Annotated in this window: 21 protein-coding genes; 10 read left to right on the forward strand and 11 right to left on the reverse strand. The window is 70.6% G+C overall.

Annotated features, from left to right (window positions below; genetic code table 11):
- Positions 1-38: 38 nt before the first annotated feature.
- Positions 39-746, forward strand: coding sequence for a SanA/YdcF family protein (locus NIE111_RS08810; protein WP_238683900.1), 708 nt, complete (start codon positions 39-41; stop codon positions 744-746).
- Positions 747-752: 6 nt separating this feature from the next.
- Here the strand turns inward: NIE111_RS08810 and NIE111_RS08815 are convergent, their stop codons facing one another.
- The gene (locus tag NIE111_RS08815) at positions 753-1,736 is read right to left on the reverse strand and encodes a LacI family DNA-binding transcriptional regulator (RefSeq protein WP_274530890.1); all 984 of its coding nucleotides are present in this window, start codon (positions 1,734-1,736) and stop codon (positions 753-755) included.
- Positions 1,737-1,978: 242 nt separating this feature from the next.
- Between NIE111_RS08815 and NIE111_RS08820 the strand changes: the two genes are divergently transcribed.
- A complete protein-coding gene (locus NIE111_RS08820; protein WP_238683902.1) occupies positions 1,979-3,604 on the forward strand; it encodes a glycoside hydrolase family 43 protein in 1,626 nt (541 codons plus the stop codon).
- 46 nt (positions 3,605-3,650) lie between these two features.
- On the opposite strand, the gene NIE111_RS08825 is transcribed toward NIE111_RS08820, so the two are convergent.
- The 3 genes from NIE111_RS08825 to NIE111_RS08835 all read right to left on the reverse strand — a co-directional run bounded on the left by NIE111_RS08825 (position 3,651) and on the right by NIE111_RS08835 (position 5,725).
- Positions 3,651-4,274: a hypothetical protein gene (locus NIE111_RS08825; protein ID WP_238683903.1), complete on the reverse strand. Its 624-nt coding sequence runs from the start codon at positions 4,272-4,274 to the stop codon at positions 3,651-3,653.
- Between the two features lie 141 nt (positions 4,275-4,415).
- Positions 4,416-5,129 carry a hypothetical protein gene (locus tag NIE111_RS08830; protein WP_238683904.1) on the reverse strand — a complete coding sequence of 238 codons (714 nt, stop codon included), beginning with the start codon at positions 5,127-5,129 and terminating at the stop codon, positions 4,416-4,418.
- Positions 5,126-5,725, reverse strand: a complete 600-nt coding sequence (locus tag NIE111_RS08835) for an RNA polymerase sigma factor (protein ID WP_238683905.1) — start codon at positions 5,723-5,725, stop codon at positions 5,126-5,128. The genes NIE111_RS08830 and NIE111_RS08835 overlap by 4 nt, the downstream gene beginning before the upstream one ends.
- 271 nt (positions 5,726-5,996) lie before the next feature.
- Here NIE111_RS08835 and NIE111_RS08840 point away from each other — a divergent pair, with 271 nt between their 5' ends.
- The 4 genes from NIE111_RS08840 (at position 5,997) to NIE111_RS08855 (ending at position 12,218) form a co-directional block, all read left to right on the forward strand.
- Positions 5,997-7,208 carry a chitosanase gene (locus NIE111_RS08840; RefSeq protein WP_238683906.1) on the forward strand — a complete coding sequence of 404 codons (1,212 nt, stop codon included), beginning with the start codon at positions 5,997-5,999 and terminating at the stop codon, positions 7,206-7,208.
- Positions 7,209-7,489: 281 nt separating this feature from the next.
- The gene (locus NIE111_RS08845) at positions 7,490-7,975 is read left to right on the forward strand and encodes an HAD domain-containing protein (protein WP_238683907.1); all 486 of its coding nucleotides are present in this window, start codon (positions 7,490-7,492) and stop codon (positions 7,973-7,975) included.
- A 402-nt stretch (positions 7,976-8,377) separates the two neighbouring features.
- Positions 8,378-9,628 (forward strand): HNH endonuclease signature motif containing protein, encoded by a 1,251-nt coding sequence (locus tag NIE111_RS08850; RefSeq protein WP_238683908.1) that lies wholly within the window; start codon positions 8,378-8,380, stop codon positions 9,626-9,628.
- A gap of 697 nt (positions 9,629-10,325) precedes the next feature.
- The gene (locus tag NIE111_RS08855; protein WP_238683909.1) at positions 10,326-12,218 is read left to right on the forward strand and encodes an ABC transporter ATP-binding protein; all 1,893 of its coding nucleotides are present in this window, start codon (positions 10,326-10,328) and stop codon (positions 12,216-12,218) included.
- Positions 12,219-12,319: 101 nt separating this feature from the next.
- Here NIE111_RS08855 and NIE111_RS08860 read toward each other — a convergent pair whose 3' ends face one another.
- The 4 genes from NIE111_RS08860 to NIE111_RS08875 all read right to left on the reverse strand — a co-directional run bounded on the left by NIE111_RS08860 (position 12,320) and on the right by NIE111_RS08875 (position 15,533).
- Positions 12,320-12,856, reverse strand: coding sequence for a PepSY domain-containing protein (locus tag NIE111_RS08860; protein WP_238683910.1), 537 nt, complete (start codon positions 12,854-12,856; stop codon positions 12,320-12,322).
- Positions 12,857-12,962: 106 nt separating this feature from the next.
- Positions 12,963-13,517 carry a DUF5872 domain-containing protein gene (locus tag NIE111_RS08865; RefSeq protein WP_238683911.1) on the reverse strand — a complete coding sequence of 185 codons (555 nt, stop codon included), beginning with the start codon at positions 13,515-13,517 and terminating at the stop codon, positions 12,963-12,965.
- Between the two features lie 28 nt (positions 13,518-13,545).
- Complete coding sequence (locus NIE111_RS08870; RefSeq protein ID WP_238683912.1) at positions 13,546-14,841, reverse strand: sensor histidine kinase; 1,296 nt, start codon at positions 14,839-14,841, stop codon at positions 13,546-13,548.
- A complete protein-coding gene (locus NIE111_RS08875) occupies positions 14,838-15,533 on the reverse strand; it encodes a response regulator transcription factor (protein WP_091399570.1) in 696 nt (231 codons plus the stop codon). Before NIE111_RS08875 ends, NIE111_RS08870 begins: the two co-directional genes overlap by 4 nt.
- Before the next feature lie 102 nt (positions 15,534-15,635).
- Here NIE111_RS08875 and NIE111_RS08880 point away from each other — a divergent pair, with 102 nt between their 5' ends.
- On the forward strand, positions 15,636-16,124 hold the full coding sequence (locus NIE111_RS08880) for a septum formation initiator (RefSeq protein ID WP_238683913.1): 489 nt from the start codon (positions 15,636-15,638) through the stop codon (positions 16,122-16,124).
- Between the two features lie 28 nt (positions 16,125-16,152).
- Here NIE111_RS08880 and NIE111_RS08885 read toward each other — a convergent pair whose 3' ends face one another.
- Entirely contained in the window at positions 16,153-16,989 is an 837-nt protein-coding gene (locus NIE111_RS08885; RefSeq protein WP_238683914.1) for a MerR family transcriptional regulator, read from the reverse strand.
- 78 nt (positions 16,990-17,067) lie between these two features.
- On the opposite strand from NIE111_RS08885, the gene NIE111_RS08890 reads away from it, so the two are divergent.
- Positions 17,068-17,430 carry a nuclear transport factor 2 family protein gene (locus NIE111_RS08890; protein WP_238683915.1) on the forward strand — a complete coding sequence of 121 codons (363 nt, stop codon included), beginning with the start codon at positions 17,068-17,070 and terminating at the stop codon, positions 17,428-17,430.
- A gap of 37 nt (positions 17,431-17,467) precedes the next feature.
- Entirely contained in the window at positions 17,468-18,256 is a 789-nt protein-coding gene (locus NIE111_RS08895; protein WP_238683916.1) for an SDR family oxidoreductase, read from the forward strand.
- A gap of 315 nt (positions 18,257-18,571) precedes the next feature.
- On the opposite strand, the gene NIE111_RS08905 is transcribed toward NIE111_RS08895, so the two are convergent.
- Positions 18,572-22,513 (reverse strand): ThuA domain-containing protein, encoded by a 3,942-nt coding sequence (locus NIE111_RS08905; RefSeq protein ID WP_238683917.1) that lies wholly within the window; start codon positions 22,511-22,513, stop codon positions 18,572-18,574.
- A gap of 255 nt (positions 22,514-22,768) precedes the next feature.
- On the reverse strand, positions 22,769-23,377 hold the full coding sequence (gene rpsD, locus NIE111_RS08910) for a 30S ribosomal protein S4 (protein WP_238683918.1): 609 nt from the start codon (positions 23,375-23,377) through the stop codon (positions 22,769-22,771).
- A gap of 113 nt (positions 23,378-23,490) precedes the next feature.
- Between rpsD and NIE111_RS08915 the strand changes: the two genes are divergently transcribed.
- Positions 23,491-24,150, forward strand: a complete 660-nt coding sequence (locus tag NIE111_RS08915; protein ID WP_238684375.1) for a DUF2470 domain-containing protein — start codon at positions 23,491-23,493, stop codon at positions 24,148-24,150.
- The last annotated feature ends 98 nt before the right edge of the window (positions 24,151-24,248 follow it).

Below are 24,248 nucleotides of genomic sequence, written 5' to 3' on the forward strand. Positions count from 1 at the left end.
GACGACAGTCGTGAGCGCGGGCGGAATAGCCTTGCGGCATGCGGGGACGATTCGGTGCGGCCAGACGGTGGTACGGGGAGCAACGGCGGTTGGTCCGTCGCACAGTCGTCGCGCTCGCGGTGGGGATCGTGGTGCTGACCGGCGGCACGGTGGCCAGCGTGTCGTGGATCCGTGACACCGCGGAGGGCCACCTCTACGGTGAGGCCGAGGTGCCGGACGCCCCAGTCGCCCTGGTCCTGGGCACCAAGGTGGACGCCGACGGCACGCCCTCACCCGTCCTCACCGCCCGGTTGGAGATCGCGCGGCGGCTGTTCGACACCGGCAAGGTGCGGGCGATCCTCGTGTCGGGCGACAACATGAACGCCGACTACAACGAGCCCGCCGCGATGCGGAACTGGCTGGTGGAGCGGGGTGTGCCAGCGCACAAGGTGGTGCCGGACTACGCCGGCTTCGACACGTACGACTCGTGTGCGCGGGCCGAGCGGATCTTCGGGGTGCGGCAAGCCACTGTGGTGACCCAGACCTTCCACCTTCCGCGCGCCGTGGCGCTGTGCCGGCGCCTCGGCATCGACGCCAACGGCGTGGGAGACGACAGCGCGAAGCAGTACGCCCAGACGTGGTGGTTCAGTTCCTCCCGAGAGAACGGCGCGTGCGTGAAGGCAGCGCTGGAGCTGCTCTCCGGTCGGGACCCGGCGCACCTCGGCCGCCGGGAGACGGGCGTCGACGACGCGTTGCGCATCGACTGACGGAGGTCACGAGCGTCGTGGTGCGGCGCTGTCGCGGACGATGAGCTCGGTGGCGAGTTCGACCCGGGGGCTCTCGGTCCTCTCGCCGCTGGCGAGGCGCAGCACGGTCCGCGCGGCCAGCATGCCCATCTCGGCCAGAGGTTGCCGGACGGTGGTCAGTGGTGGCGAGCACCAGCGCACCTCCGGCAGATCGTCGAAGCCGACCACGCTGACGTCGTCGGGCACCCGCAGACCCCGTTTGCGGACCGCCTCGTAGACGCCGAGCGCCATCTGATCGCTGGAGGCGCAGATGGCGGTGGGCGGGTCGGGCAGGGCCAGCAGTTGCGTACCCGCGGTGAAGCCAGCCTCGTGGTAGAAGTTGCCGGGGCGGATCAGGGCGTCGTCGATGGGGATCCCGGCGGCGCCGAGGGCGGCCCGGTAGCCGTCCATCCGGGCCCGGCTGCACATCAGGTGCGGTGGGCCGGCGATGAAGCCGATGCGGCGGTGGCCGAGGCTGATCAGGTACTGGTTGGCACTGAGGCTGCCTGCCCAGTTGGTGGCGCCGATGGTGGGTGACTCCTGCGGGTCGACCCCGGCAGGGTCGATGATGACGACAGGTAGGTGGAGCCGGCGCAGCTCGGCCTGCAACGGTGGGTTCACCATCGAGGTCACGAAGATGATTCCCTCGGTGGAGCGCGTACGCATGTTGTCGAGCCACTGCTTGGCCGAGGAGATGCGCCAGTGGATGGCCGACACGACGGTGCCGACGCCGCTGGTCTGGCCGACGTCCTCCACCCCACGGATGATCTCCACGGCCCATGGGCTGTCCAGGTCATTGAAGACCAGGTCGATGAGGGCGGCGTCGGTACGCCGGGACGGTGAGCGGCGGCGGTAGCCATGCCGGTTGAGTAGCGCCTCGACGCGCTCCCGGGTGTCGGGGGCGACGTCGGAGCGGCCGTTGATGACCCGGGAGACGGTCGGCACGGAGACTCCGGCCAACCGCGCGATCATGGCGATGGTGACGTTTCGGCCGTTCTCCGTGCCCACGGTCCCCCCTGCGGAGCTATGGATCTCCGAAACTTTCAATGCTTCGCCGGTAATGATGATCGATGGCCGGCACGCTACGAGCTGTTGTCCCAGCGGTCAAGACCTCTGTCCTATTGCGAAAAGACCGGCTAGCGTAAGCAGGGCTTCCAGTGATCCGGGACGATGATTTTCCGGAAGTTCCAGACAGCCCGTCCAGAGGAGTGCTCGTGTCGACCGACATCGCTAACGTGGCGACCGCTACCCGGTCGATCCGCAATCCCGTCCTCGCCGGGTTCCACCCGGACCCGTCGATCCTGCGCGTCGGCGACGACTACTACCTGGCCACCTCGACCTTCGAGTGGTATCCGGGCGTGCTCGTGCACCACTCGCGTGATCTGGTGAACTGGCGCAGCCTGGGTGGGGTCATCACCGAGAGGCGGCTGCTCGATCTGCGCGGATGCGGTGACTCCAACGGGGTGTGGGCGCCCGACCTGACGTACCACGACGGTCAGTTCCACCTCGTCTACAGCGACGTGGCCAGCTTCGCCAGCGGCTACTGGGATCCGCAGAACTTCCTGGTCACCGCCGAGGACATCACCGGCCCCTGGTCCGATCCGGTGAAGCTGCACGGGCGCGGGTTCGACGCGGCGCTGTTCCACGACGACGACGGCACCACCTGGCTGCTGGGCATGAGCGCGGACTGGCGGCCCGGCCGCGACCGCTTCGGTGGCATCGAGATCCAACAGTACGACCGGGCCGCACGCCGTCTGGTCGGCAGCCCCCGCATCCTGTTCACCGGTTCCCCGGTCGGTGTCACCGAGGGTCCGCACCTGTACCGCCACGATGGCTGGTACTGGCTGATCACCGCCGAGGGCGGCACCAGCTGGGAGCACCAGGTCACAGTGGCGCGGTCCCGGGAGCTGTTCGGACCGTACGAGGTGGACCCGAACGGGCCACTGCTCACCTCCTTCGGACGGCCCGACCTGCGGTTGCAGAAGGCGGGTCACGGCAGCCTGGTCCACACGCAGAACGGCGAGTGGTACCTGGCCCACCTGGTTGGCCGCCCATACTCCCCGCTGGGCAACTGCGTGCTGGGTCGGGAGACAGCGATCCAGCGGGTCGAGTGGCCGTCGGGCGGCTGGCCGCGAATCGCCGGAGGGGTGCCCGCGGACGACGTCATCGCACCCGACCTGCCCGCGCACCCCTGGCCGGCGGAGCCCGAGACGGACCACTTCGACGCCCCCGAGCTGGGCCGGTGCTGGTCGACGCTGCGTCGACCAGCCACCCCGGACTGGGTCGACCTGCACACCCGCCCGTCGTACCTGCGGGTCCACGGCGGGCAGTCGCCGGTCGGTCGACAGGCACCCAGCCTGGTCGGGCGACGCGTCGGCGCACGGAAGTGCTCGCTGGAGACCGTTGTGGAGTTCGAACCGGCCGACCACCGTCAGCTCGCCGGGATCACCGCCTACTACAACACGCTCAACTGGCACCACCTCTACCTGACCCGGGCCGACGACAGCCGGACGGTGCTGGAGCTGCTCAGCTCCGACAACGGGCGGCGCACCGCGTACCCGGAGCTGACAGTCGATGTCGACGGCGCCACGCGGGTCGGCCTGCGGGCCGTTTTCGACGGGCCTGCGGTGCGCTTCGACTACGACCTCGGCGCCGGTTGGCAGCGGCTACCGGTCGAGCTGGACGCGACCATCCTGTCCGACGAGCACGCCGCGCTGATCATCGACGGCGAGCCGGCGGCGTGGGGCTTCACCGGGGCGTTTCTCGGCCTGTGGGTGCAGGACCTGGGCGGCGGCGGCGTGCACGCCGACTTCGACCTGGCCACCTACCGGGAACAGTGACCACGCGGACGGCACTCGGCGGGTGCCGTCCGCGTGCCCACTCGTCCTACCTGGCCTGAGCGGCGACGGCCCGAAGCTGGCCGAGGGTGGTGCGGAAACCGTGGCCGGACGCGGCCGGGTCCTCGGCGTTCAGGCCGCTGACGGCCATGGTCTGCGAGCGGGTCGTGGCGACGGCCTCCGCGTCGGACCCGGTCACGTCGAACACGCCGAAGTCGCCGCTGAGCGTCCGGAACGTCGGGGCCGCCGGGTCCTGGGCGAGGTAGAGCACCACGACCTGGCCGGCCTCGAGCTTCGACATGTGCGCCATGTCCGGCACGCCGTCGGGCAGCGGGGCGAGAGTGATCCGCGCCCCGGCCCGCACTGTCGATCCGGTCGTCGCGCGCAGCACCTCGTCGACCCGGAATCCGGCCGCCTCGACCTCACCGCGTACGACCAGGTCCGCGGTGTCGCTGAGCTGCCGCACCGTGGCGTACCCGCGCAGCTTGCCCTTGATCGGCGGGGGCGCGACCTCGGTCGGTGTGGCGGCGCTGCTCGGGGCGGCGCTGCTCGGGGCGGGCGCGGCGGCCGGGTCGGCGCCACCGCCGCTGCCGCAGGCGGACAGGACCGCGGCGGACAGCACGGCGGCGGCCGTGGCCCACAGCGGCCGGGTACGGCGAAGGTCGACTGCCATGGAACGCTCCTTGCGTCTCGGTGCCGTCCCGGGCCGTCTCGCCCGGAACGCGGCACTGCTTACGCCTTCTATCTGTGCGTCCCGGGCACCGAGTTCCCTTCTTTTTTGGGCTTCTTTTTCTCGCGCTCAGCTTTCCGCGGGTCAGCGCCGCTCGCGCGCGAGCTGACGAAGCTCGGCCAACGTGGTGACGAACGCACGACCCGCCGCGGTGGCGTCCTCGGTCCGCAGACCGGTCACCGACATCGCCGGTGACCGGCTGGTGGCCGTCTCCGCGGCGAGGTCGAAGATCCCGAACTCGCCGCCGAGCGGATGGTAGACGCGCGCACCCGGGTCAACGAGGCCCAGGTAGAGGACTGTCGGTCGGCCGGCCGCCCCGGCCAACTCCGCGGCCACCATGATCTCGGTGGGCACCGAAGTACCCGGGGCGCGGTACAGCACCTCCGCCACCCGGTAGACCGCCCGCCCGCCCGTCACCGACGTCACCTCGCCGCGGACCACCAGGTCGGCCGTGTCGGTGAGTTGGCGCAGCGTGCCGTACCCACGGTTCTTCGCGGCCGTGCCCGGCGGCGCCGGCCGAGCGGCCGGACGGGTCGCCTCGGGTGACGGGGGCGCGGCCGGGGGCGTGTCGCCGGACCGGGCCGCGAGCCCTCCGCCGATCCCCGCGACAACCAGGACCAACGCGGCCGCCGCGAGCGCGGGCCGCAACGACACGAAGGCCCTCCTTCGGGTACGCGGCTCCTGCGCGATCGCCGCCAGCAGGCGGGCGCGGTGCAGCTCGTGCCGGCCCGCCGGCAGGTCGTGGTCACCGGGGTGGGGCACGATCTTCGCCCACTCGGCCGGGTCCGACGCGCTCACTGGCTGCCCTCCCGCACGAGCGAGGCGTCCACGACCGGCGGCCGTGCGGCGCGCGGCGGGGCGTCGACGAGGGTACGGAGTCGGGCGCGGGCCCGCGACAGCCGGGAGCGCACAGTGCCGACCGGAACGCCCAGCGCCTGCGCTGCGGACTCGTAGTCGAGGCCCTCCCACAGGCACAGGGTCAGCACCTCGCGCTCGGGTCGGCGCAGCCGGGCCAACGCGTCGATGGCGGCGGCGATGCGTCGGCTGTCGTCGAGTCGGCCGGCGACCTCGTCGGCGTGGTCGGGCAGTGTGAAGTCGGAGGCGAGCAGCGCTGCGGCGACCCTACGGTAGCGACGGTTGCTGCGGGTGTGGTTACGGGCCTCGTTGGTGGCGACGCCGAGCAGCCAGGGCCGCAGCGACCCGCCCTCCTCGCTGACCCGCTCCCGGGAACGCCAGGCCTGCAGATACGTGGCGGCCATGACGTCCTCCGCCGTGGCCCAGTCGGCGGTCAGCCGGAACGCGTGGTTGTACACCGAGCGCGCGTACGTGTCGAACAGCTCGGCGAACGCGCCGGGGTCACCGGCTCGCACCCGGGCGCGCAGACTCGACTCCATGACCATTCTCTGTCCGTCGGACGGTGCTGGTTCCGACGGACCGGCCCCTTGATCAGTTACGGCCCGACGATAGCCACCGGCGGGTACGTCCCGCCAACGACGGGATGAACAGACGCCGTCACGCCTCGCGGTCGTCGATTGACGAGGAATCGACGTACTGGTATCTGTTAATACAGTTTCCTGATGCTTGGCCCGGCGCGGCGGTTCGGCGCCGTAGGGCACCGCGAACCGACCGGCCGGCGGCACGCCGCCCCTTCCCCGAGGAACACCCATGGTTCACAAGAGAACAGCCGCCTACGTCGTGGGCACCCTGCTGGTCGGCGTCGCCGCCGTCGGCTACGGCCTGCCGTCGGCGAGCGCCGCGACCGCCGGCCCGATCACCGGCCTCGGCGGTAAGTGCATCGACGTGGCCGGCGCCAGCTCGGCCAACGGCACGGCCGTCCAGCTCTACGACTGCAACGGCAGCGCGGCCCAGACGTGGACCGTCGGCAACACCGACACCTCGATCCGGGCACTCGGCAAGTGCCTCGACGTGACCGCCGCGTCGACAGCCAACGGCGCCAAGGTGCAGTTGTACGACTGCAACAACACCGCCGCGCAGAAGTGGACCGCCAGCAACGGCGCGCTCGTCAACTCCGGCTCCGGCAAGTGCCTCGACGTCACCGACCGGAGCACCGCGAACGGCGCCCGGCTGCAGATCTGGACCTGCGGCGGCACCACGAACCAGCGGTGGACCCTGCCGGGCGGCGGCAGCACCCCCACCCCCACGCCAACCACCCCGACCGGCACCAACCTCGACGACCCGGCGAAGAAGAACGTCGCCATGCAGCTCGTCTCGGCCGCGGAGAACTCCTCACTCGACTGGCGCGCACAGTTCTCCTACATCGAGGACATCGGCGACGGGCGCGGCTACACCGCCGGCATCATCGGCTTCTGCTCCGGCACCGGAGACATGCTCGAACTGGTTGAGGCGTACACCCGCACCAAGCCGGGCAACGTACTCGCCGGCTACCTGCCAGCGCTGCGCACCGTCAACGGCACTCCGTCGCACGCCGGCCTCGACCCCAACTTCCCCCGCGACTGGCGGACCGCGGCCACCGACCCGGTGTTCCAGGCCGCCCAGGAGGCCGAACGCGACCGGGTCTACTTCAACCCATCGGTACGCGACGGGAAGAACGACCAGGTCCGGGCGCTCGGTCAGTTCGCCTACTACGACGCGGCGGTCATGCACGGGTACGAGGGCATGCGCCAGATCCGCAACCGCGCCCTGAACCGGGCCAAGCCGCCAGCCCAGGGCGGCGACGAGCGGACCTGGCTCAACGCGTTCCTCGACGAGCGGGTCGTCGAGATGAAGAAGGAAGTGGCCCACTCGGACACCTCCCGCGTCGACACTGCCCAGCGGGTGTTCCTCAACAACGGCAACTTCAACCTGAACACGCCGCTGGTGTTCGCCGTGTACGGCGACCAGTTCCGGATCGGCTGAGCGGTTGGAGTGGTGGCGGGGTCGCCGGCGATCGCCGGCGGTCCCGCCACCCGGCCCCCATCCCTACGCCCCGCCGCCTGGCGCCTACTCCTGTCCCTGCCTGGCCGCTTGGTGGCTGCCCGCACGTGCTCAGCCGCCTGGCGCCTGCCCGTTTCCTGACCGGCCGCCTGCTGTCTGCCCGGCCGCCTGGCGTCTGCCCGGCCGGTCCTGGCGGGCGGGCCTTGGCCGCTGACGCATCTCGCGGTCAGCATCGGTGGACCATTTACGGCAGGATCCTCCGAGTGAACCGGCCCCTGCTCCTGCTCGACGTCGATGGTGTCCTCACCCCCTACGGGACCCCTCAACCACCTGCCGGTTACACCGAGCACCACCTGTTCCCCGGCGAAGAGCCCGTCCGTGTCAACCTCACCCACGGCGCCTGGATCACCGAGGCGAGCGCCGTCCTGGACATCGCCTGGGCCACGAGCTGGAACGACGAGGCCAACCAACTCCTCGCCCCGCTCCTGCGCATCGCTCCTCTGCCCGTGATCACCATGCCACCCGCGCCGTTCCACCCCAGCGACAAGATTCCGGCCATCGCCGCCTACGCCCAGCAACGGCCTGCGGCTTGGATCGACGACCTCCACACGCCGCAAGCCCACACCTGGGCGGCAGCACGCAGCAGCCCAACCCTGTTGATCACCGCCGACCCGACGATCGGCCTCACGCGCGACTCCGTCGATCACGTCATGACTTGGGCCAAGGCCCTTCAACGCCCGTCCGGCTAATCCCTAGCGACGCGCCCGGCCCTCGCCGTATCCCCAGCGACGCGCCCGGCCCTCGCCGTATCCCCAGCGACGCGCCCGGCCCTCGCCGTATCCCCAGCCACGCGCCCGGCCCTCGCTCATACCGGGCGACCGCCAGCCTCGCCGACACGCAGCCCTCCCTGATGTCGCGCCCGCCAGCGCCGCCGACACGCAGTCTTCGGTCACGCCAGGGACCGGCAGCCGCCGACACGCAGCCCTCGCTGATGCCAGGCGCTGTCGATACCAGCTCCCGGCACCGCTGAGCAGCACGCCCACCACGGCCACCATCTGGCTGAGTTCGGCATCGATGAGCCCTTCGGGAACCAGCCGATCAAATCGATCATGGTGAGTGAAATTGTCGTACACCTGTTCTAGTCTCGGGTCATGGTCGAGGAGTTGGCGCTGGCAGACGACGCGGTCGCGGCCTGCCTCGACGCCCCCGCCTGGGCCCTGTCGGAGCACGAGCTGATCGCCGCACTCGATGCCGCGCACCGCTTGGAGCAACGCCTCGCCGCCGTCAAACTCACCCTCGTCCGCGAGCTCGACGGCCGCGGCACGCCCCGCGCGCAGGGGGCCTCCTCCACTGCGGTCTGGCTGCGCGAACGACTGCGACTCACCATCCCCGCCGCTCGCCGCCTGATCGACCTCGCCACCGCCCTCGACACCGGCAACCCCGGGATCCGACAAGCGCTAGCCGACGGGCACATCAGCGTCGACCAGGCCCGGGTCATCACCGACACCGCCACCACCGTGAACACGTCGACCGACGCCGAGACCGCCGACAAAGCCGTCGGTGTGCTCGTCGGCTGGGCCAGCCAGTTCGACGCCACCCACCTGCGCAAACTCGGCACCCGCATCCTCGACCACGTCGCCCCCGACATCGCCGACGCCGCCGCCCAAGCCGCCCTCGACGCCGAAGCACGCCGCGCCGCCCGCGACCGGCACCTCACGTTGTCCGAGCAGACCGACGGCCGACTGCGGCTCACCGGCACCCTCGACGCCGAAACCGCCGGCCTGTTCCGCGCCACCATCGACCCACTGACAGCCCCGTCCGGACCAGATGACACCCGCTCGCCCGGTCAACGCCGCCACGACGCCCTCGCCGACGTGTGCCGACTCGCCCTCCGAAGCGGCGAGCTACCCGACAGCGGCGGCGACCCCGCCCAGATCGTCGTCACCACCACCTACGACGCGCTGACCCGGCAACTCGGTGCCGGCGCACTCGACATCGGCCTACAGCTCACCCCGGACACGGTGCGCCGGCTCGCCTGCGACGCCACCATCCTGCCCACCGTCCTCGGCGGCACCGGCCAAGTCCTCGACGTCGGGCGACAACGCCGACTCATCACCGGGCCGCTGCGACGCGCCCTCGTGCTGCGCGACCGCGGCTGTGCGTTCCCCGGCTGCGACCGACCACCCCGCTGGTGCCACGCCCACCACATTCACCACTGGGCCGACGGAGGCACCACCAACCTCGACAACGCCGTCCTGCTCTGCGGCCACCACCACCGCCACCTGCACCACAGCGACTGGATCATCCAACTCGGCCACGACGGCCACCCCGAATTCGTGCCACCCGCCTGGCTCGACTCCGAACAACTCCCCCGCCGCAACCACTACCACCGACGAACGTAAGAGCAGCCAGTCGAGGACGATCACCCGTGTCGGGCCCACACCGTCGGCCACCCCACACCGCCTAAGGCATCCTAGGAGGCTGGTTGGCCAGGCCCCCCGCCGTGAAGGCCGAAGCGTTGAGCGGCGCGCCTCGGGCGCATGCCGGCTGGGTCGAGAAGAGAGCTGCTCGCAACGGCTCGCCACTGATCCGCAGCAGCTCACACCCGCTGAGCTGGGCCGCAAAGCCGCGTCGGCCTACGAGCCAGATGACGCCCCCGCACGGGCCAGCAGGCGCCCGACGAATCGCAACGGCTTACGACCGCCCGCGCCCGGCCGCAAAGCCGCGTCGGGCCTGCAAGCCAGATGACGCCGCCGCCGGCCAACAGGCACCCGACGACTCGCAACAACTCCGACCGCCTGCGACGGCCAACCACAATCCGCAACGCATACAGACCGCCTACGCCGCCTGCGGCGGCCCACGACGACCCGCAGCGGCCCACGGCGGCTCGCAGCGACCCACGGCGGCTCGTGGAACAACCTCCACGAGCCAGTGCTTCACGGCCGCGAGGTCGTTGTCGTCGAGCGCGGTACCGGATGTCGACGGCACCGCTGCTGTCCCTGACTACGGCCAACGTGAACGACCCGCAGCCACAGACTCGCGTGGCGACTTGACCTCAAGCTCGGGTGAGGTCCTAGCCTCCAATATCGGAGGTTACGCATGAGCATGGAAGTTACCGCGTGGATGTCCCTGCACCACGCGATGAACGCGCAGGATGAGCGGCCGCTGTCCCGCGCAACCTTGAAGCGGATCGCGCAGTTCGCACGGCCACACCGCGCCTTGATCGTCAGGTTCCTGTTGTTAAGTGTGGTGACGGCGGTCCTCACGGTGGCGGCGCCCGTGCTCGCCGGTCGGGTGGTCGACGCGATCGTCGACGGCGCCGACAGCAGCGTGGTGATCCGGTTGGCCGTACTGATCGCCGTGATCGCCCTCGCCGAGGCCGGGCTGGGTCTGGTGACGCGATTTCTCTCCGCCAGCATCGGTGAGGGGTTGATCGTCCAACTGCGCACGGCTGTCTTCGACCACGTTCAGCGCATGCCGGTGGCGTTCTTCACGCGGACCCGAACGGGTGCACTCGTCAGCCGCCTGAACAACGACGTGATCGGCGCGCAGCGGGCCTTCAGCGACACCCTGTCGAGCGTGGTCGGCAACGCCGTCACGCTGATGCTGACGTTGGCCGTGATGCTGACCTTCTCGTGGCAGATCACGCTGCTGGCGCTTGTCCTGTTGCCCATTTTCGTTCTCCCGGCCCGTCGGATGGGTTCGAGGCTCGCTCAGTTGCAGCGTGAAGCGGCCGAGCACAACGCGGCAATGAGCACCCGGATGACGGAACGTTTCTCCGCACCCGGTGCCACGCTGGTCAAGCTGTACGGGCGGCCGGCCGAGGAGTCCGCCGAGTTCGCGGCGCGGGCCCGTCGAGTCCGGGACATCGGCGTCCGAGCCGCGATGCTCCAGTGGGTCTTCATCACCGCGCTCACCGTCGTCGGCTCGCTGGCACTGGCCCTGGTCTACGGGCTGGGTGGTCTCTTCGCCCTACGGGGCAGCCTCGACGCCGGGACGGTGGTCGCCCTCGCGCTGCTCCTGTCGCGGCTGTACGCACCGCTGACCTCACTGGCCAGTGCTCGGGTCGAGGTGATGAGCGCGCTGGTCAGCTTCGAGCGGGTGTTCGAGGTCCTCGACCTCAAGCCGCTGATCCTCGACAGGTCCGACGCCCGGCCACTTCCGGAGGGACCGGTCGCGGTCGAGTTCGACGGGGTCCGGTTCGGCTACCCCTCAGCGGACAAGGTGTCGCTCGCGTCCCTGGAGGACGTGGCGAAGCTCGATACGCGCGGCGGTGAGGAAGTGCTGCACGGGGTGTCGTTCCGCGCCGAAGCGGGGCAGATGGTGGCGCTCGTCGGCTCCTCCGGGGCGGGCAAGTCGACTATCGCGCAGCTCGTGCCTCGCCTCTACGACGTCGAGGACGGCGCGGTGAAGCTGGCCGACGTCGACGTACGTGAGCTGTCGGCCGAGTCGATCCGGACGGCGTTGGGCGTGGTGACCCAGGACGGGCACCTCTTCCACGAGAGCATCCGCGCCAACCTGGCGTTCGCCCAGCCGGACGCGACCGAGGATGAGATGTGGGATGTGCTCCGGCGGGCCCGACTCGACGACCTGATCCGCTCACTTCCCGACGGGCTGGACACCGTCGTCGGCGAGCGCGGATACCGCCTCTCCGGCGGGGAACGGCAACGGCTCACCATCGCACGTCTGCTGCTGGCTCGTCCGCGCGTGGTCATCCTCGACGAAGCCACAGCGCATCTCGACTCCACCTCGGAGGCGGCGGTTCAGGACGCCCTCGCCGAGGCGCTGACCGGCCGGACGAGCGTGGTCATCGCGCACCGGCTCTCCACCATCCGGGCGGCCGACCAGATCCTCGTCGTGGAGGCGGGACGCATCGTCGAACGCGGGCGGCACAGTGATCTGCTCGCGGCCGGTGGCCGCTACCACGAGTTGTACCGCACCCAGTTCGCCGAGGACCAGCCGACGGTGCAGGAGCAACGCGTCGCCATCTGACGCACGCGTGGTCGGGCTGCCCACGTGGGCAGCCCGACCACCGCGTCACAGCGAGCCGCCGCTCACCCCACCGAAGCACCCGGGATGAGCGGCGACCGTGGTCAGTCGTTGTCGTTGTCGTCGTCGTCGTCGTCCTTGTCGTCAACGTCGTCGGCGTCGTTGTCGTCAGCGTCGTCGTTGTCGTCGTCGTCGACCGGCTCCTGCTCGGCCTTGACCACCGAGCCGTTGTCCCGGTCGACGTCCACCTCGTGCTCGGTGTCGCCGGCCACGATCTCGACGCTCCACACCGGTCGGCCGTTCTCCTGCTCGGCCTCGACCTCGACGATCTGACCGCCGCCGGCCTTGGCGAGCGCGATCTCACCGGCGCGCTTCTCGTCGACCGCGCTGCCCGCGGGCGCGCTGCCGGTCGACGGCGTACCGGACGGGGTGCCGGTCGACGGCGTACCCGATGGGGTGCCGGCCGACGGCGTACCGGTGGCTGCCGGCGCGTCGGTGGCCGTCGGCGCGACGGTTGCCGCGGCGAGTGCCGTGCCGCCGGTCCGCGAGTCGTTCGCGGCGTTGACGCCGAGCGCGACCCCGGCCACCGCCAGCACCGCCGAACCGCCGACCGACGCCAGAAGCAGATTGGTGCGCTTCATCGTGGTGTCCACCTTTCCTCGGTTGTCGACTTCGAGGATCGGCCAGATCGGGATAGCACCGCGCTGTCCGGACGCTAAGGGCGGGTTAAGGCGGTCGGGGGCCGGGTCAGCCGCGCCGGTTGAGTTCCGCTTCCAGCCGCTGGACGAGCGTCTTGCGGTCCTTGCTGGCGCGCTCGTTGCGCAGCGCGGTCTTGAGCTGTCGCGTGTCGAGGCCACGGACCAGCTTGGCCGCCTCCGCGACCGACATCTCCGTCATCCGTCCGGCCGTGGTGGCGTCCCGACGCGCCCGTTTGGCCGGCCCGGTGTTGGCGACGTACTGCTTGCCGGATCGGGACGCTTCGCGCTTCTTCGTGTCGGTCGCGCGTTTCTGGTTCTCCGACATCTCCTCCCAGGCCTTCTGGGGCAGGTAGCGACTCGTCGTGGCGCCCTTGCGCGCACGGGTGTCGCCCTCCTTCGTCTGCCACTTCTCGTTGCCCCAGCGCTGGAGAGACTTCTGCCGCTCGTCCTTTTCGCCCAGGAATCCGCCGCCGCGCTTCTTGTACTCCTGAGTGACCAGCTGTGACTTGCGCGCCGACCACTGCCCCGGCCGGCCGCCCTTGTCGGAAGCCTTGATTTCTTCCTTGATCTGCTCTCTGAGCTCGGGTTTCGTATACCGCGCCATGACTGGCAGCTACCCGGCACCGCAGCGGCTATGCGTCCCGCGGCGACGTCGGAGGCCCGAGCCGGAGCAGCACCTGCGCGCCGCCTCGCGGGCCGGCCCGCAACTCCAGCCGGCCCCCGGCGGCCTGCGCGGCGCGCCGGGCGATGTCCAGGCCGAGGCCGGTGGACCCGGCCGCGCTGGCACCCCGCCGGATCGCCCCGGCGGGCATGCCCGGGCCCTCGTCGGCGACAGTGAGGACCACCTCGCCCGCCTCGCCCGCCGCACGGGCCAGCCGGACGGCGAACGGCGTCCCGTCGGGGGTGTGCGCGAAGACGTTGCCGAGCAGGGCGTCCACGGCCGCCGTCAGGTTGTCGGCGGCCACACCGACGGGCAGAGGGCCGGGCGTCAGGTCGAGGGTGACGGCCCGGCCGGTGTCCTCGGCCAGCACCGACCAGAACGCGACCCGGTCGGCGACGATCGCCGCCGCGTCCGAGGAGGCCGGTTGCGCCGGCGCGTGCCGCCACCGGGCCTGCCGGATCAGCCCCGTGACCGCCCGTTCGAGCCCGTCGGCGGCGGCGGTGATCCGGGCGGCGTCGTCCGGGTCACGCAGCGACTCCGCCTCCAGCCGCAATGCGGTCAGCGGCGTACGCAGCTGGTGGGACAGATCGGCGACCTGTTCGCGCTCCTGCACCAGGAGCACCTGGATGCGGGTGGCGAGATGGTTGAGCGCGCCGGCCACCTCGCGCAGCTCGCGCGGGCCGGCCGGCGTGACCCGGGCGTCCAGCTCGGCGTTGGCCAACCGGTGTGAGACTGCCGAGAGGTCGCTGATCGGCCGGACCAGGGTGCGCGCCAGCCGGTCGGCAACCAGGAGCCCGATCAGCACGAGGATCACGCCGAGCAGCGCCAGCACCAGCCAGGCCCGGGTGACTCCGGCGGTCAACTCGTGCTGCGGCACCGCTATCCGGATCACCCCGGTGCCGTCCGCCCGACCCTGCACGGCGATGACCACCTCCCGGCCGGCCGCCGACTCGCCGGTGAGGCTCTGTCCGCGGGCGGCGAGGGCCACAGCGGGCGTACGTGGTGTCTGGGCGCCGAGCACCGTGCCGTCGGGCAGGAAGACGCTCACCGGTCGACCGGAGTCGGCGGCGAGTTGCTCGACGGTGAGCCGGATGGTCGCCGCGTCGGCGGTGCCGACCACCGGCACCAGGCTCTGCGCGTCGGCGGTGGCCCGAACGGTGGCCCGGTCCTCGGCGACGGTGCGGACCAGCAGCGCCAACGGCACCAGGAACGCGATGAGGGTGAGGACGCTGACCGCGGCGACCAGCAGCGCGAGACGTGCCCTCACGGCTGCGCCGCCGGGGCTTCGAGACGCACCCCGACACCACGCACGGTGTGCAGGTAGCGAGGCTGTTGGGCGTTCTCCCCCAACTTGCGACGCAACCAGGACAGGTGCACGTCGACGGTCTTGTCGGCACCGCCGTACGGGATCTGCCACACCTCCGTGAGCAGCTCACGTTTGGTGACCACCTGGCCCGGTCGGCCGGCGAGGTGGTGCAGCAGATCGAACTCACGGGGCGTCAACTCGACCGCGACCCCGTCCAGGGTCACCTGCCGCGCCCGGGGGTCGACGCGCAGCCCGCCGACGACGAGCGCCGGGACCTGCCCGTCGGCGCCGGAGGGACCCCGCCGCAGCACCGCCCGGACGCGGGCGTCGAGCTGCGCCGCGGTGAACGGTTTGACCACGTAGTCGTCGGCGCCCGCGTCGAGCACCCGGACGATCTCGGTTTCGTCGTCACGCGCCGTGGCCACGATGACCGGCACCGAGCTGACCGCGCGCAGCATCCGCAGCAGCTCGCGGCCGTCCAGGTCGGGCAGGCCCAGGTCGAGCACGACGAGGTCGGGCCGGTCCTCCAGCGCGTCACGGAGCCCGGCCATCGCGGTCGAGGCCGCCGCCACCGCGTGGCCGCGTTCGCGCAGGGCCCGGATCAGCGGGGTACGGATCGTCAGGTCGTCCTCGATGAGCAACAGGCGGGCCACAGCTGGCAGGCTAACCGCTGCGACTGGCAGCGCCGCGCACGTTAACCACGCCTTAGCGAACGGATGTGCAAACGACAAGGACGGATCGGGGATAGTCAGGGGATGGGCCGTCGTTCGATCCTCGTCGCCACCGGTTGGGTGGCCACCGCCGCCATCGCCACCCTCATCGGCCTGGGCGCGATCCGGTTGGTGGGCGAGAGCCTCACCGGCACCCCGGGCGGGGTCCGCAGCGAGGCCGAAATCGAGCGGGCGCTCGCCGCACCGGAGCCGGCGCCCACCACGAGCACCGCCCCGGCCGCGCCGGGCACCACAGGCACCGCCTCGGCTACACCGGGCACGACGGGCCCCGCACCGAGCGCCAGCTCCGGGGCCCGCCGGGGGTTCGCCACCGACGGCGGCACGGCAGTCGCCGAGTGCGGCGTCGGCGGCGTACGCCTCGTCTCCTGGGCGCCCGCGCAGGGTTACCGGGTCCGCGACGTGGACCGGGGCCCGGACGACGACGTCGAGGTCACGTTCCAGGGGCCGACCCGGGAGTACGAGTTGAAGGTGCGCTGCATCGGCTCGGAGCCGGTGGCCGTCGCCGACGACTAGCCGGGACGTACACATGAGTGGTGTTCGCCTAACCACCGTGACGTTCTCGACCGTCGGTCCGCCCACCCACTCCGGTCACTCGGAACACCGGCCACCCGATCTCGGTGCGCCACGCGGCTGGATCGCTTGCGTCCCGAGGTCCGACGAGGTAGACCTCCCGCACGGGCCCCGCCACCGACATGGCGTTCTTCACGACCCAGGTACCGAGCTCGCCGTAGGTGACCTCGATGCCATCGTGCTCGCCAACATGGGTGGCCACTGCCAGTTCCGCGGCGGGTAGGGTCGCGGCGTGCACCCGCCCGGTATGAGGTGGAGCGGCCGTCGGCAGGTAGACCAACACGTGACCGCGGCCCTGCTCGAACAGGGAGTTGTCGTAGGTGCCACCCGGTGGACCGGTCACCGCGTCGCCAACTGCCACCTCCAACTCGGCCATTGCGCCCGCGAACCAGGCCTCGACCTCGCCCTCGTCGACCACGGCCGCCACCGCCGCGACCGTGCGGGCGGGCTCGGCACGAAGCTCAACCTTGATCGGCGCGGGGTCGGGCCGGAGCAGGCGGCGCAGCGACGCGACAGCGGCTCGGGTGCGGTCGAGTTCGGCCTCCAGGCGTTGGAGGTGGTCGGCGATCAGGGTCGCGCGGACACCGGGGTCCGGGGACCGCAGGATCCGCTGCACGTCGCCCAGGGGGACGTCGAGTTCGCGGAGCCGGTTGATCACCTGGGCGGTCGGGATCTGCTCGATGGTGTAGTAGCGGTAGCCGGAGGTCTCGTCCACTACTGCGGGTTCCAGCAGGTCGCTCTCGTGGTACCGACGCAGGGTCCGCACGCTCAGGTGGGTCAGGCGCGAGAACTCCCCGATCGTCAGCACCCTCGCAGTATGAAGGCTCCCCCAGGGGGAGAGTTCAGCGCTTGACCTTCCTGCACCGCGAGGCCACACGGTGGGCTCATGACACACCACAACGACCTCCGGTCCGATCCACTGCCAACCACCGTCCGCGGTTTCCTCGCCGCTCACGTCGTTCGCGACGCCGACACGGCTTCGTCGTTCTTCGCCGAGGACGCGGTCGCCGTCGATCAGGGCGAGTCCTTCCGCGGCCGAGAGCAGATTTACGCGTTCCTGCGGGACGCCGGCTCCGAGTTCGAGTACACGACCAAGCAGATCGGCGCTGCCCGCATCGACAGCAGTCACTGGGTGGTGACCCTGCGGCTCGAGGGAACCTTCCCAGGCGGCGTCGCCGAACTCGACTACCGGTTCACGATTCGTGAGGACCTCGTCACTGAACTCGTCATCGCCAACCACGGATCCTGACAAGACCCCCACCACGTCAATCTTCAGGGGAGAGCGAATGCCTACTTCAGATCGCGATCGTCTCGATGGACGCCGTGCGTTGGTCACGGGCGGATCGAAGGGCTCAGGCAAGGCCGTCGTCGAGAGACTGCGGGAGATGGGTGCCGACGTCTACGTGACGGCCCGGACGATGCCCGAGGGGTACGAGCACCCCGACCGGTTCATCGAGGCCGACACCTCGACGGTCGAGGGCGCGAAGGCGGTGGCCGACCGGATCGCCGAGACCGGCGGCGCACTGGACATCCTGGTACACGTCGTCGGAGGTGCCTCGACGCCGTCCGGTGGGTTCGCGGTCATCACCGACGAGCAGTGGATGATCGAGCTGAACTTGAACCTCCTCGGAGCGGTGCGGCTCGACCGAGCCCTCCTACCGGCGATGATCGAGTCCGGCTCGGCGGTCGTGCTGCACTTCACCTCGATCCAGCGTGAACTTCCTCAGTACGACGCGTCCCTGGCCTACGCGGCAGCGAAAGCCGCGTTGCGTACCTACAGCAAGGGGCTCGCCAACGAGCTCGCCCCGCGCGGCGTCCGCGTCAACGCGATCAGCCCCGGCGGCATCGAGACGGAGGCCTACGAGAGGTTCGTGGACCGAATCGCCGAGGGCAACGGGATCAGCCGCGAACAAGCCAAGCAGAGCATTTACGACTCCCTCGGAGGCGTACCCCTGGGACGGTTTGCCAACACCGAGGAGATCGCCGACCTGGTCGGGTTCCTGGTCTCGGACCGCGCCTCGGCCATCGTGGGCGCCGAGTACGTGATCGATGGCGGAACAGTCCCTACCGTCTGAGCCCGCAAACGGCTTCGAGCAGGCACGTGCGAGTCCTGTGAGCAGGCTTAACCTGACCGGTCTGGCACCGACCTCGGATGGCGCAGCCCTCGCGCAACGGCGCCGCAGCACCGTGACACCGGGTGCGTCCGGGTCAGCGCCTTGCGCCTGGAGGGGCCGGTGCTCGATGATCCACGCTTCCACGTCTTCCACCAACCACACCGCTCCCCCGGCCAGCCAATCGAACGGCTCGGGTAGGTCTGACCGACTGGTGATCTGCACGACGAGTCCGCCCCCACCGCCGAATCGACAATGGGGGCGGACTCGGGTGGTGGTTCAGCTCGCGTACGCCTCCAACTCCCAGAGCGAGTGGCCGTATCCGGTGCCCCGGGCCGTGCCGTTGATCCGCAGGTAGCGGCCGTTGGCGCCGAGGGCGGTGTGCTCGTCCACGCCGCCGTCGGCCCCGGTCACCGTCTTCACCGTGGTCCAGGTGGTGCCATCATTCGAGGTCTGGATCTGGTACGCGCTGCTGTACGCCGCCTCCCAGCTCAGCTTGACCCGGCCGATCGCGGTGGCGCTGCCGAGGTCCACCCGGATCCACTGCGGGTCGGAGAACGTGCTCGACCAGCGGGTGGTGAGGCTGCCGTCGACCGCCTGGGCGCCGGACACGTCGGCCCCCTCGTTGCTGGACGTCGACGTGGGCTTGTTCAGCAGCAGGTTGCCGCCTGTCGGGGTTCCGGTGCCGCCGTACACCTCGAACTCGAACAGCGAGTAGCCCCAGGCGGTCCCCCGGGCCGTGCCGAGCAGCCGGACGTACCGGCCGGACCCGCTGAGCCCGGTCAGGTCGTCCACCCCGCCGTCACCACCGGTCACCGTACGGATGGTGGTGAAGGTGACGCCGTCCGGTGAGGTCTGGATCTGGTATCCGCTGCCGTACGCCGCCTCCCAGGTCAGCTTGACGCGGTTGATGGCGGACGTGGCACCGAGATCCACGTCGATCCACTGTGGGTCACCGAAGGCGCTGCCCCATCGGGTACCCGCCACGCCGTCGAAAGCGTTGGCCGCCGTGAACGCGCCCTCGAAGCTGGACGCGCGCGCCGGCTTGCCCCGGGCCAGGTTGGCACCCGGCTCGGGATCCGGGTCCGGGTCCGGGTCAGGTCCGGGACCGCCGGGCGTGGTGGACAGGGTGAACTCGTCGATGTCGAAGTACGGGCCGCTGCCCTTGAAGACCAGGAACAGGGTCCGGGTGCCGGTCGGGGCGGTGACCCCACCGGTGACAGTGGCGAAGTTGGCGTACCCGCCGGTGGACACGACGGTGGCCGAACCGACCAACGGCCCGGTCGGCGAGTCGACCCGCAGCTCCAACGTGCCGCCGCCACCGGCCGGGGCGCCGACCCGGGCACTGAACGACTGGACGCCGGTCAGGTTGTAGGGGCGGAACGAGATCCAGTCGTTGTTGTCGATGTAGCCGACCGCCGCGCCGCCGTGCCCGGCTGCCCCGGCGACGATCTGGACGCCGGACGAGTCACCGAAGTGCTCGGCCTGGCGGACCCGAGGTTGCAGCACGGCCTGGGTGTGCGTGGTCAGCGCCGGCTGGCCGCCCCCACCCAGGTCGGTGTACTCGGCGTCGATGATGCCGAAGATGTTCGCCGCCGTGTCGTGCTCGCCGTCCGCCGAGGTCTGGATGACGCCGGAGCAGCCCTGCACGCTGCCGAGCTGGTGGCCGTGTGAGTCGTGGCCGAGGACGTAGTTCACCTTTACCCGGGCGCAGTTGATAGCACCGTCCTGGGCGTCGGTGACGGTGACGGAGAACGGCACGGCGTCGCCGAAGGTGAAGGTCTGCCCGTTCAACGGGGTGTTCACGGTGACCACCGGGGCGCTGTTGCCGACGGTGACGACCACACTCGCGGTGGCCGTCTTGCCGGTGGTGTCCCGGACCGTCAGCGTCGGGCTGCGGGTTCCGTTCGTGGTGTACGTGAAGCTCGGGTTCGCCGCTGTCGAGTCGGTGGTGCCGTTGTTGTCGAAGTCCCAGGCGTAGGTGAACGGGTCGCCGTCCGGGTCGAGGGTGCCGGCCGAGGAGAAGGCCACTGTGAGCGGCGCGCTGCCGCTGGTCGGGGTGGCGGACACCTTCGCGATGGGTGCTCTGCCCTCGCGGGCGTACTCGATGCGGTAGAGCGCCGAGTTGGCGTCGCCGTTGAACCAGCCGGTGCCGTAGTCGAGCACGTAGAGCGCGCCGTCGGGGCCGAACTCCATGTCCATGACCTGGGTGCCGGTCCACGGGAACGGGTTGATCTTCAGCGGTTGGCCGGACGCGTCGAGCTTGATGTTCTTGATCCAGCGGCGACCGAACTCACCGGCGAAGTAGGTCCCGTCGTAGTACTCGGGGAACGCCACTGGCGAGGTGTTGTTCGGGTCGTACCGGTAGACCGGCCCGCCCATCGGCGACAGGCCACCGCCGGTGAACTCCGGCGGCGAGCCGGAGCCGCCGTACGGCAACCAGGCCGAGATGGCCGGTGGCAGCTGGGTGATGCCGGTGTTGTTCGGTGAGTTGTTCACCGGCCCGCCGGCGCAGTTGAACTTCGCCCCGGAGGGCCCGGACGGGAAGGTGTAGTCGTTGTAGGCGTCGTTGCGGGCGGTGCAGTACGGCCAGCCGTAGAAGCCGGGCCGGTCGATCCGGGCGAACTCGACGTTGCCCGCCGGCCCCCGGTTCGGGTCTGCGGTGCCCGCGTCGGGACCGTAGTCACCGAGGTAGACGATGCCGGTGGCCTTGTCCACGCTCATCCGGAACGGGTTGCGGAAGCCCATCGCGTAGACCTCCGGGCGGGTCCGCGCGGTGCCCGGGGCGAACATGTTGCCGGCCGGGATGGTGTAGCCGCCGGCCGCGCTCGGCTTGATCCGGAGGACCTTGCCGCGCAGGTCGTTGCTGTTCGCCGAGGTGCGCTGCGCGTCGAAGGCCGGGTTGCGTCCGGCCCGCTCGTCGATCGGGGTGAAGCCGGCCGAGTCGAACGGGTTGGTGTCGTCACCTGTGGACAGGTAGAGGTTGCCGGCCGCGTCGAAGTCCATGTCACCGCCGACGTGGCAGCACATGCCCCGGCTGGTCGGCACGTTGAGGATCAACGTCTCGCTGGCCAGGTTGATGGTGTTGTCCGCGTTGACGGTGAACCGGGCCAGCCGGTTGACGCCCTCCCAGACGGCGAATTGGGCCGGCGTGCCCTCGGCGGGCGCACCACCGCCGGGAGTGCTCAGTGGCGGCGCGAAGTACGCGTACACCCAGCGGTTGGTGGCGAAGTTCGGGTCGGCCTTGATGCCCTGCAGACCCTCCTCGTCGCCGGTGTAGACCGGCAGGGTGGCGGCGATCTTGGTGTTGCCGGCGGCGTCGGTGTGCCGGATCACGCCGTTGCGGGAGGTGTGCAGCACGCCCCGGTCCGGCAGGACGGTGAGGCTCATCGGCTCACCGGTCTCGGCCGCGCCCTTGGCCAGCTCCACCTGCTGGAAGCTGCTGGTGACGGTGGGGCCGCAGTCGGCGTCGACAGCGCCGGCGGCCGTCCGGATGCCGCCGAGCAGGTGCTGACGGAAGTTCGCCTCGGTGTACGACGCGTCGGTGTGCCCCAGGCCGGTGTACCAGGCTCGGCCGCCGGAGTAGTTCTGGCACCAGGAGATCGGGTGGTCGGCGCCCATGCTCCCCCCGGTGTAGGTGCTCTCGTCCAGGGTGGCCAGTACGTGCGCGTTGCCGCGGGGGTTGGTGCGGTAGTTGTACAACTCGTCGAACCGGGTCCACCGCTGCGGCAGCGTCGCGGTGGACGGGTGCACCTGGTCGGCGACCTTCACTGTGACGTTCTGCTCGGCCGGGTGCGAGGCGAAGTACGCCCCGACCAGTCCCCCGTACCACTGCCAGTCGTACTCGGTGTCGGAGGCGGAGTGCACGCCCACGTACCCACCGCCGCCGGTGATGTAGCGCTCGAACGCGGCCTGTTGGGCGGCGTTGAGCACGTCGCCGGTGGTGGAGAGCCAGATCACCGCGGCGAACCGGTCCAGGTTGGCGTCGGTGAACTGGGCGGCGTCCTCGGTGGCCTCGACGGTGAAGCCGTTGGCCGCACCGAGCTGCTGGATCGCGGCGATGCCCGGGGTGATGGATCCGTGCCGGAACCCGGCGGTCTTGCTGAAGACCAGCACGGTGAACGGTGCGGCGCTGGCCGTGGGTGGCGAGGCGACGATGCCGCCCGCCACGAGGATCGCGCTCAGCGCGAGGCCGAGCCACGATCTCAGGGATCTGCGCACAGTGGGGTCCTTTCGCGGTGCGAGGGACGGCGTGCGCCGATCACGCCTGGCGGTGGTGGGACGAGATATGTGAATGCATCGTTGCGTCCGGATCACGGGCGCGTCAAGCACTTCCCCACCATCCGTGAGAGCGTTATCTCCGCAGGTCAGGGGCGACCGTGCGAAGTGAGATCGAATAACGGTTTTCGGGCCGCGATCCATCCGCGGAGGGCCCCGGTGCAGGTGCCCGCACTCGGGACCCTTCCCAACCCCCGGTCAGCGTGAGTAGTACTCGACGACGAGCTGCTCGTCGCAGACCACCGGGACCTCCGAGCGGAGCGGAAGCCGGGTCAGCCGAGCGGTCAGGCCGGACAGGCTCACCTCGAGGTAGGGGGCGAGACGTTCCGGGGCGTGCGCCCCGGCCGCCGCGACGACGAACGGAGCCTTGCCCCGACTGCGTTGCGCCACCTCGATGACATCACCAGGTTGCAGCCGCGCGGACGGCCGGTCCAGGCGACGGCCGTTAACAGTGACGTGCTGATGGGTGACGACCTGGCGGGCCTGGTAGATGGTGCGGGCGAGACCGGCTCGCAGCACCAGCGCGTCCAGCCGACTCTCCAGCTCGACGATCAGCTCCTCACCGGTCTTGCCGGGCCGGCGCACGGCCCGGTCGAAGGCGCGCCGGAGTTGGCCCTCGTGCAGGTCGTACTGCGCCTTGAGCCGTTGCTTCTCCAACAGCCGGACCTTGTAGTCGCTGGTGGTGCGTCGGGCCCGGCCGTGCTGCCCCGGCGGGAACGGGCGGCGTTCGAAGTAGCGCACGCACTTCGGGGTCAGCGCGAGGCCCAGGGCACGGGAACGCTTGACCTTGGGACGGGACTGATTCATGCTTCGCCTCTCAAGTAAGGTAAGCCTAACCTTATTAGGAGATGATCGCCTTGAGCAAGCCCTCGACCACCACGGCGGACTCCACTGACGACGCGGGTGTCCGAATCCGATCGATGCTCGTCGCCGCCGACTCCCTCACCCTGCACATCCCGGGCGTCGAGGCGTACGTCGTCGGACGACACCTCGTGATGAGCGACGGGCGGCTGCGGATCGACCTACCAGTCGGCTGCCACCTGGCCGAACACCTCACGCACCAGCGGGAGACCGTCGCGATGGTCGAGGTGACCGACCTGGCGCCCACCCCGGTCCGCGACCGGGTGCGCGGGCGCGCCACGCTCACCGGTTGGTTGGCGACCGAGGCCGACACGACCGGGAGCGATCAGGAGCTGGTGACGGTCCTCGACCTCGCCACCGCCGAGCTGACCGTCGACGGTCGCACCGCGTGCGTCGACCCGGACGAGTTCGCGACCGCCCAACCCGACCCGCTGGCCGCCGTCGAGGCGGATCTGTTGTGCCACCTCGACCACCACCACCCGCACACCGTCGAAGGGCTGAGCCGCCTGATCCCCGCCCGCCACCTTCAGGGCGTCCGGCAGGTCCGGCCGGTACGCCTGGACCGCCACGGTGTCGTACTCCGGTTGGAGCTGGGCACTGGTGATCGGAACGTCCGGCTGAACTTCCGGGCACCACTGCGGCATCCGGTCGAACTCGGGGCGCGGATCGAGGAACTGCTTCGGCACCCGCGCGGCTGCCGCGCCCGGCACGCGCGCTGACGATCGCCGCCCTCGTCGGCGGTTAGGCAAGGCTGGCCTATGCAAAACATCCCGAAAAGAGGCGGCTGATAGGGAGTTGTCCCGTCGAGGCCGGGTAT

This window comes from Micromonospora hortensis, assembly GCF_022230935.1.
Lineage (GTDB): Bacteria > Actinomycetota > Actinomycetes > Mycobacteriales > Micromonosporaceae > Micromonospora > Micromonospora hortensis.

What these genes read in the sequence shown, in the direction of transcription:
- NIE111_RS08810 (WP_238683900.1), top strand. Translation starts at nt 39, where the DNA reads ATGCGGGGACGATTCGGTGCGGCCAGACGGTGGTACGGGGAGCAACGG.
- NIE111_RS08815 (WP_274530890.1), bottom strand. Translation starts at nt 1,736, where the DNA reads ATGATCGCGCGGTTGGCCGGAGTCTCCGTGCCGACCGTCTCCCGGGTC.
- NIE111_RS08825 (WP_238683903.1), bottom strand. Translation starts at nt 4,274, where the DNA reads ATGGCAGTCGACCTTCGCCGTACCCGGCCGCTGTGGGCCACGGCCGCC.
- NIE111_RS08835 (WP_238683905.1), bottom strand. Translation starts at nt 5,725, where the DNA reads ATGGAGTCGAGTCTGCGCGCCCGGGTGCGAGCCGGTGACCCCGGCGCG.
- NIE111_RS08840 (WP_238683906.1), top strand. Translation starts at nt 5,997, where the DNA reads ATGGTTCACAAGAGAACAGCCGCCTACGTCGTGGGCACCCTGCTGGTC.
- NIE111_RS08850 (WP_238683908.1), top strand. Translation starts at nt 8,378, where the DNA reads ATGGTCGAGGAGTTGGCGCTGGCAGACGACGCGGTCGCGGCCTGCCTC.
- NIE111_RS08855 (WP_238683909.1), top strand. Translation starts at nt 10,326, where the DNA reads ATGAGCATGGAAGTTACCGCGTGGATGTCCCTGCACCACGCGATGAAC.
- NIE111_RS08860 (WP_238683910.1), bottom strand. Translation starts at nt 12,856, where the DNA reads ATGAAGCGCACCAATCTGCTTCTGGCGTCGGTCGGCGGTTCGGCGGTG.
- NIE111_RS08865 (WP_238683911.1), bottom strand. Translation starts at nt 13,517, where the DNA reads ATGGCGCGGTATACGAAACCCGAGCTCAGAGAGCAGATCAAGGAAGAA.
- NIE111_RS08880 (WP_238683913.1), top strand. Translation starts at nt 15,636, where the DNA reads ATGGGCCGTCGTTCGATCCTCGTCGCCACCGGTTGGGTGGCCACCGCC.
- NIE111_RS08890 (WP_238683915.1), top strand. Translation starts at nt 17,068, where the DNA reads ATGACACACCACAACGACCTCCGGTCCGATCCACTGCCAACCACCGTC.
- NIE111_RS08895 (WP_238683916.1), top strand. Translation starts at nt 17,468, where the DNA reads ATGCCTACTTCAGATCGCGATCGTCTCGATGGACGCCGTGCGTTGGTC.
- rpsD (WP_238683918.1), bottom strand. Translation starts at nt 23,377, where the DNA reads ATGAATCAGTCCCGTCCCAAGGTCAAGCGTTCCCGTGCCCTGGGCCTC.
- NIE111_RS08915 (WP_238684375.1), top strand. Translation starts at nt 23,491, where the DNA reads ATGCTCGTCGCCGCCGACTCCCTCACCCTGCACATCCCGGGCGTCGAG.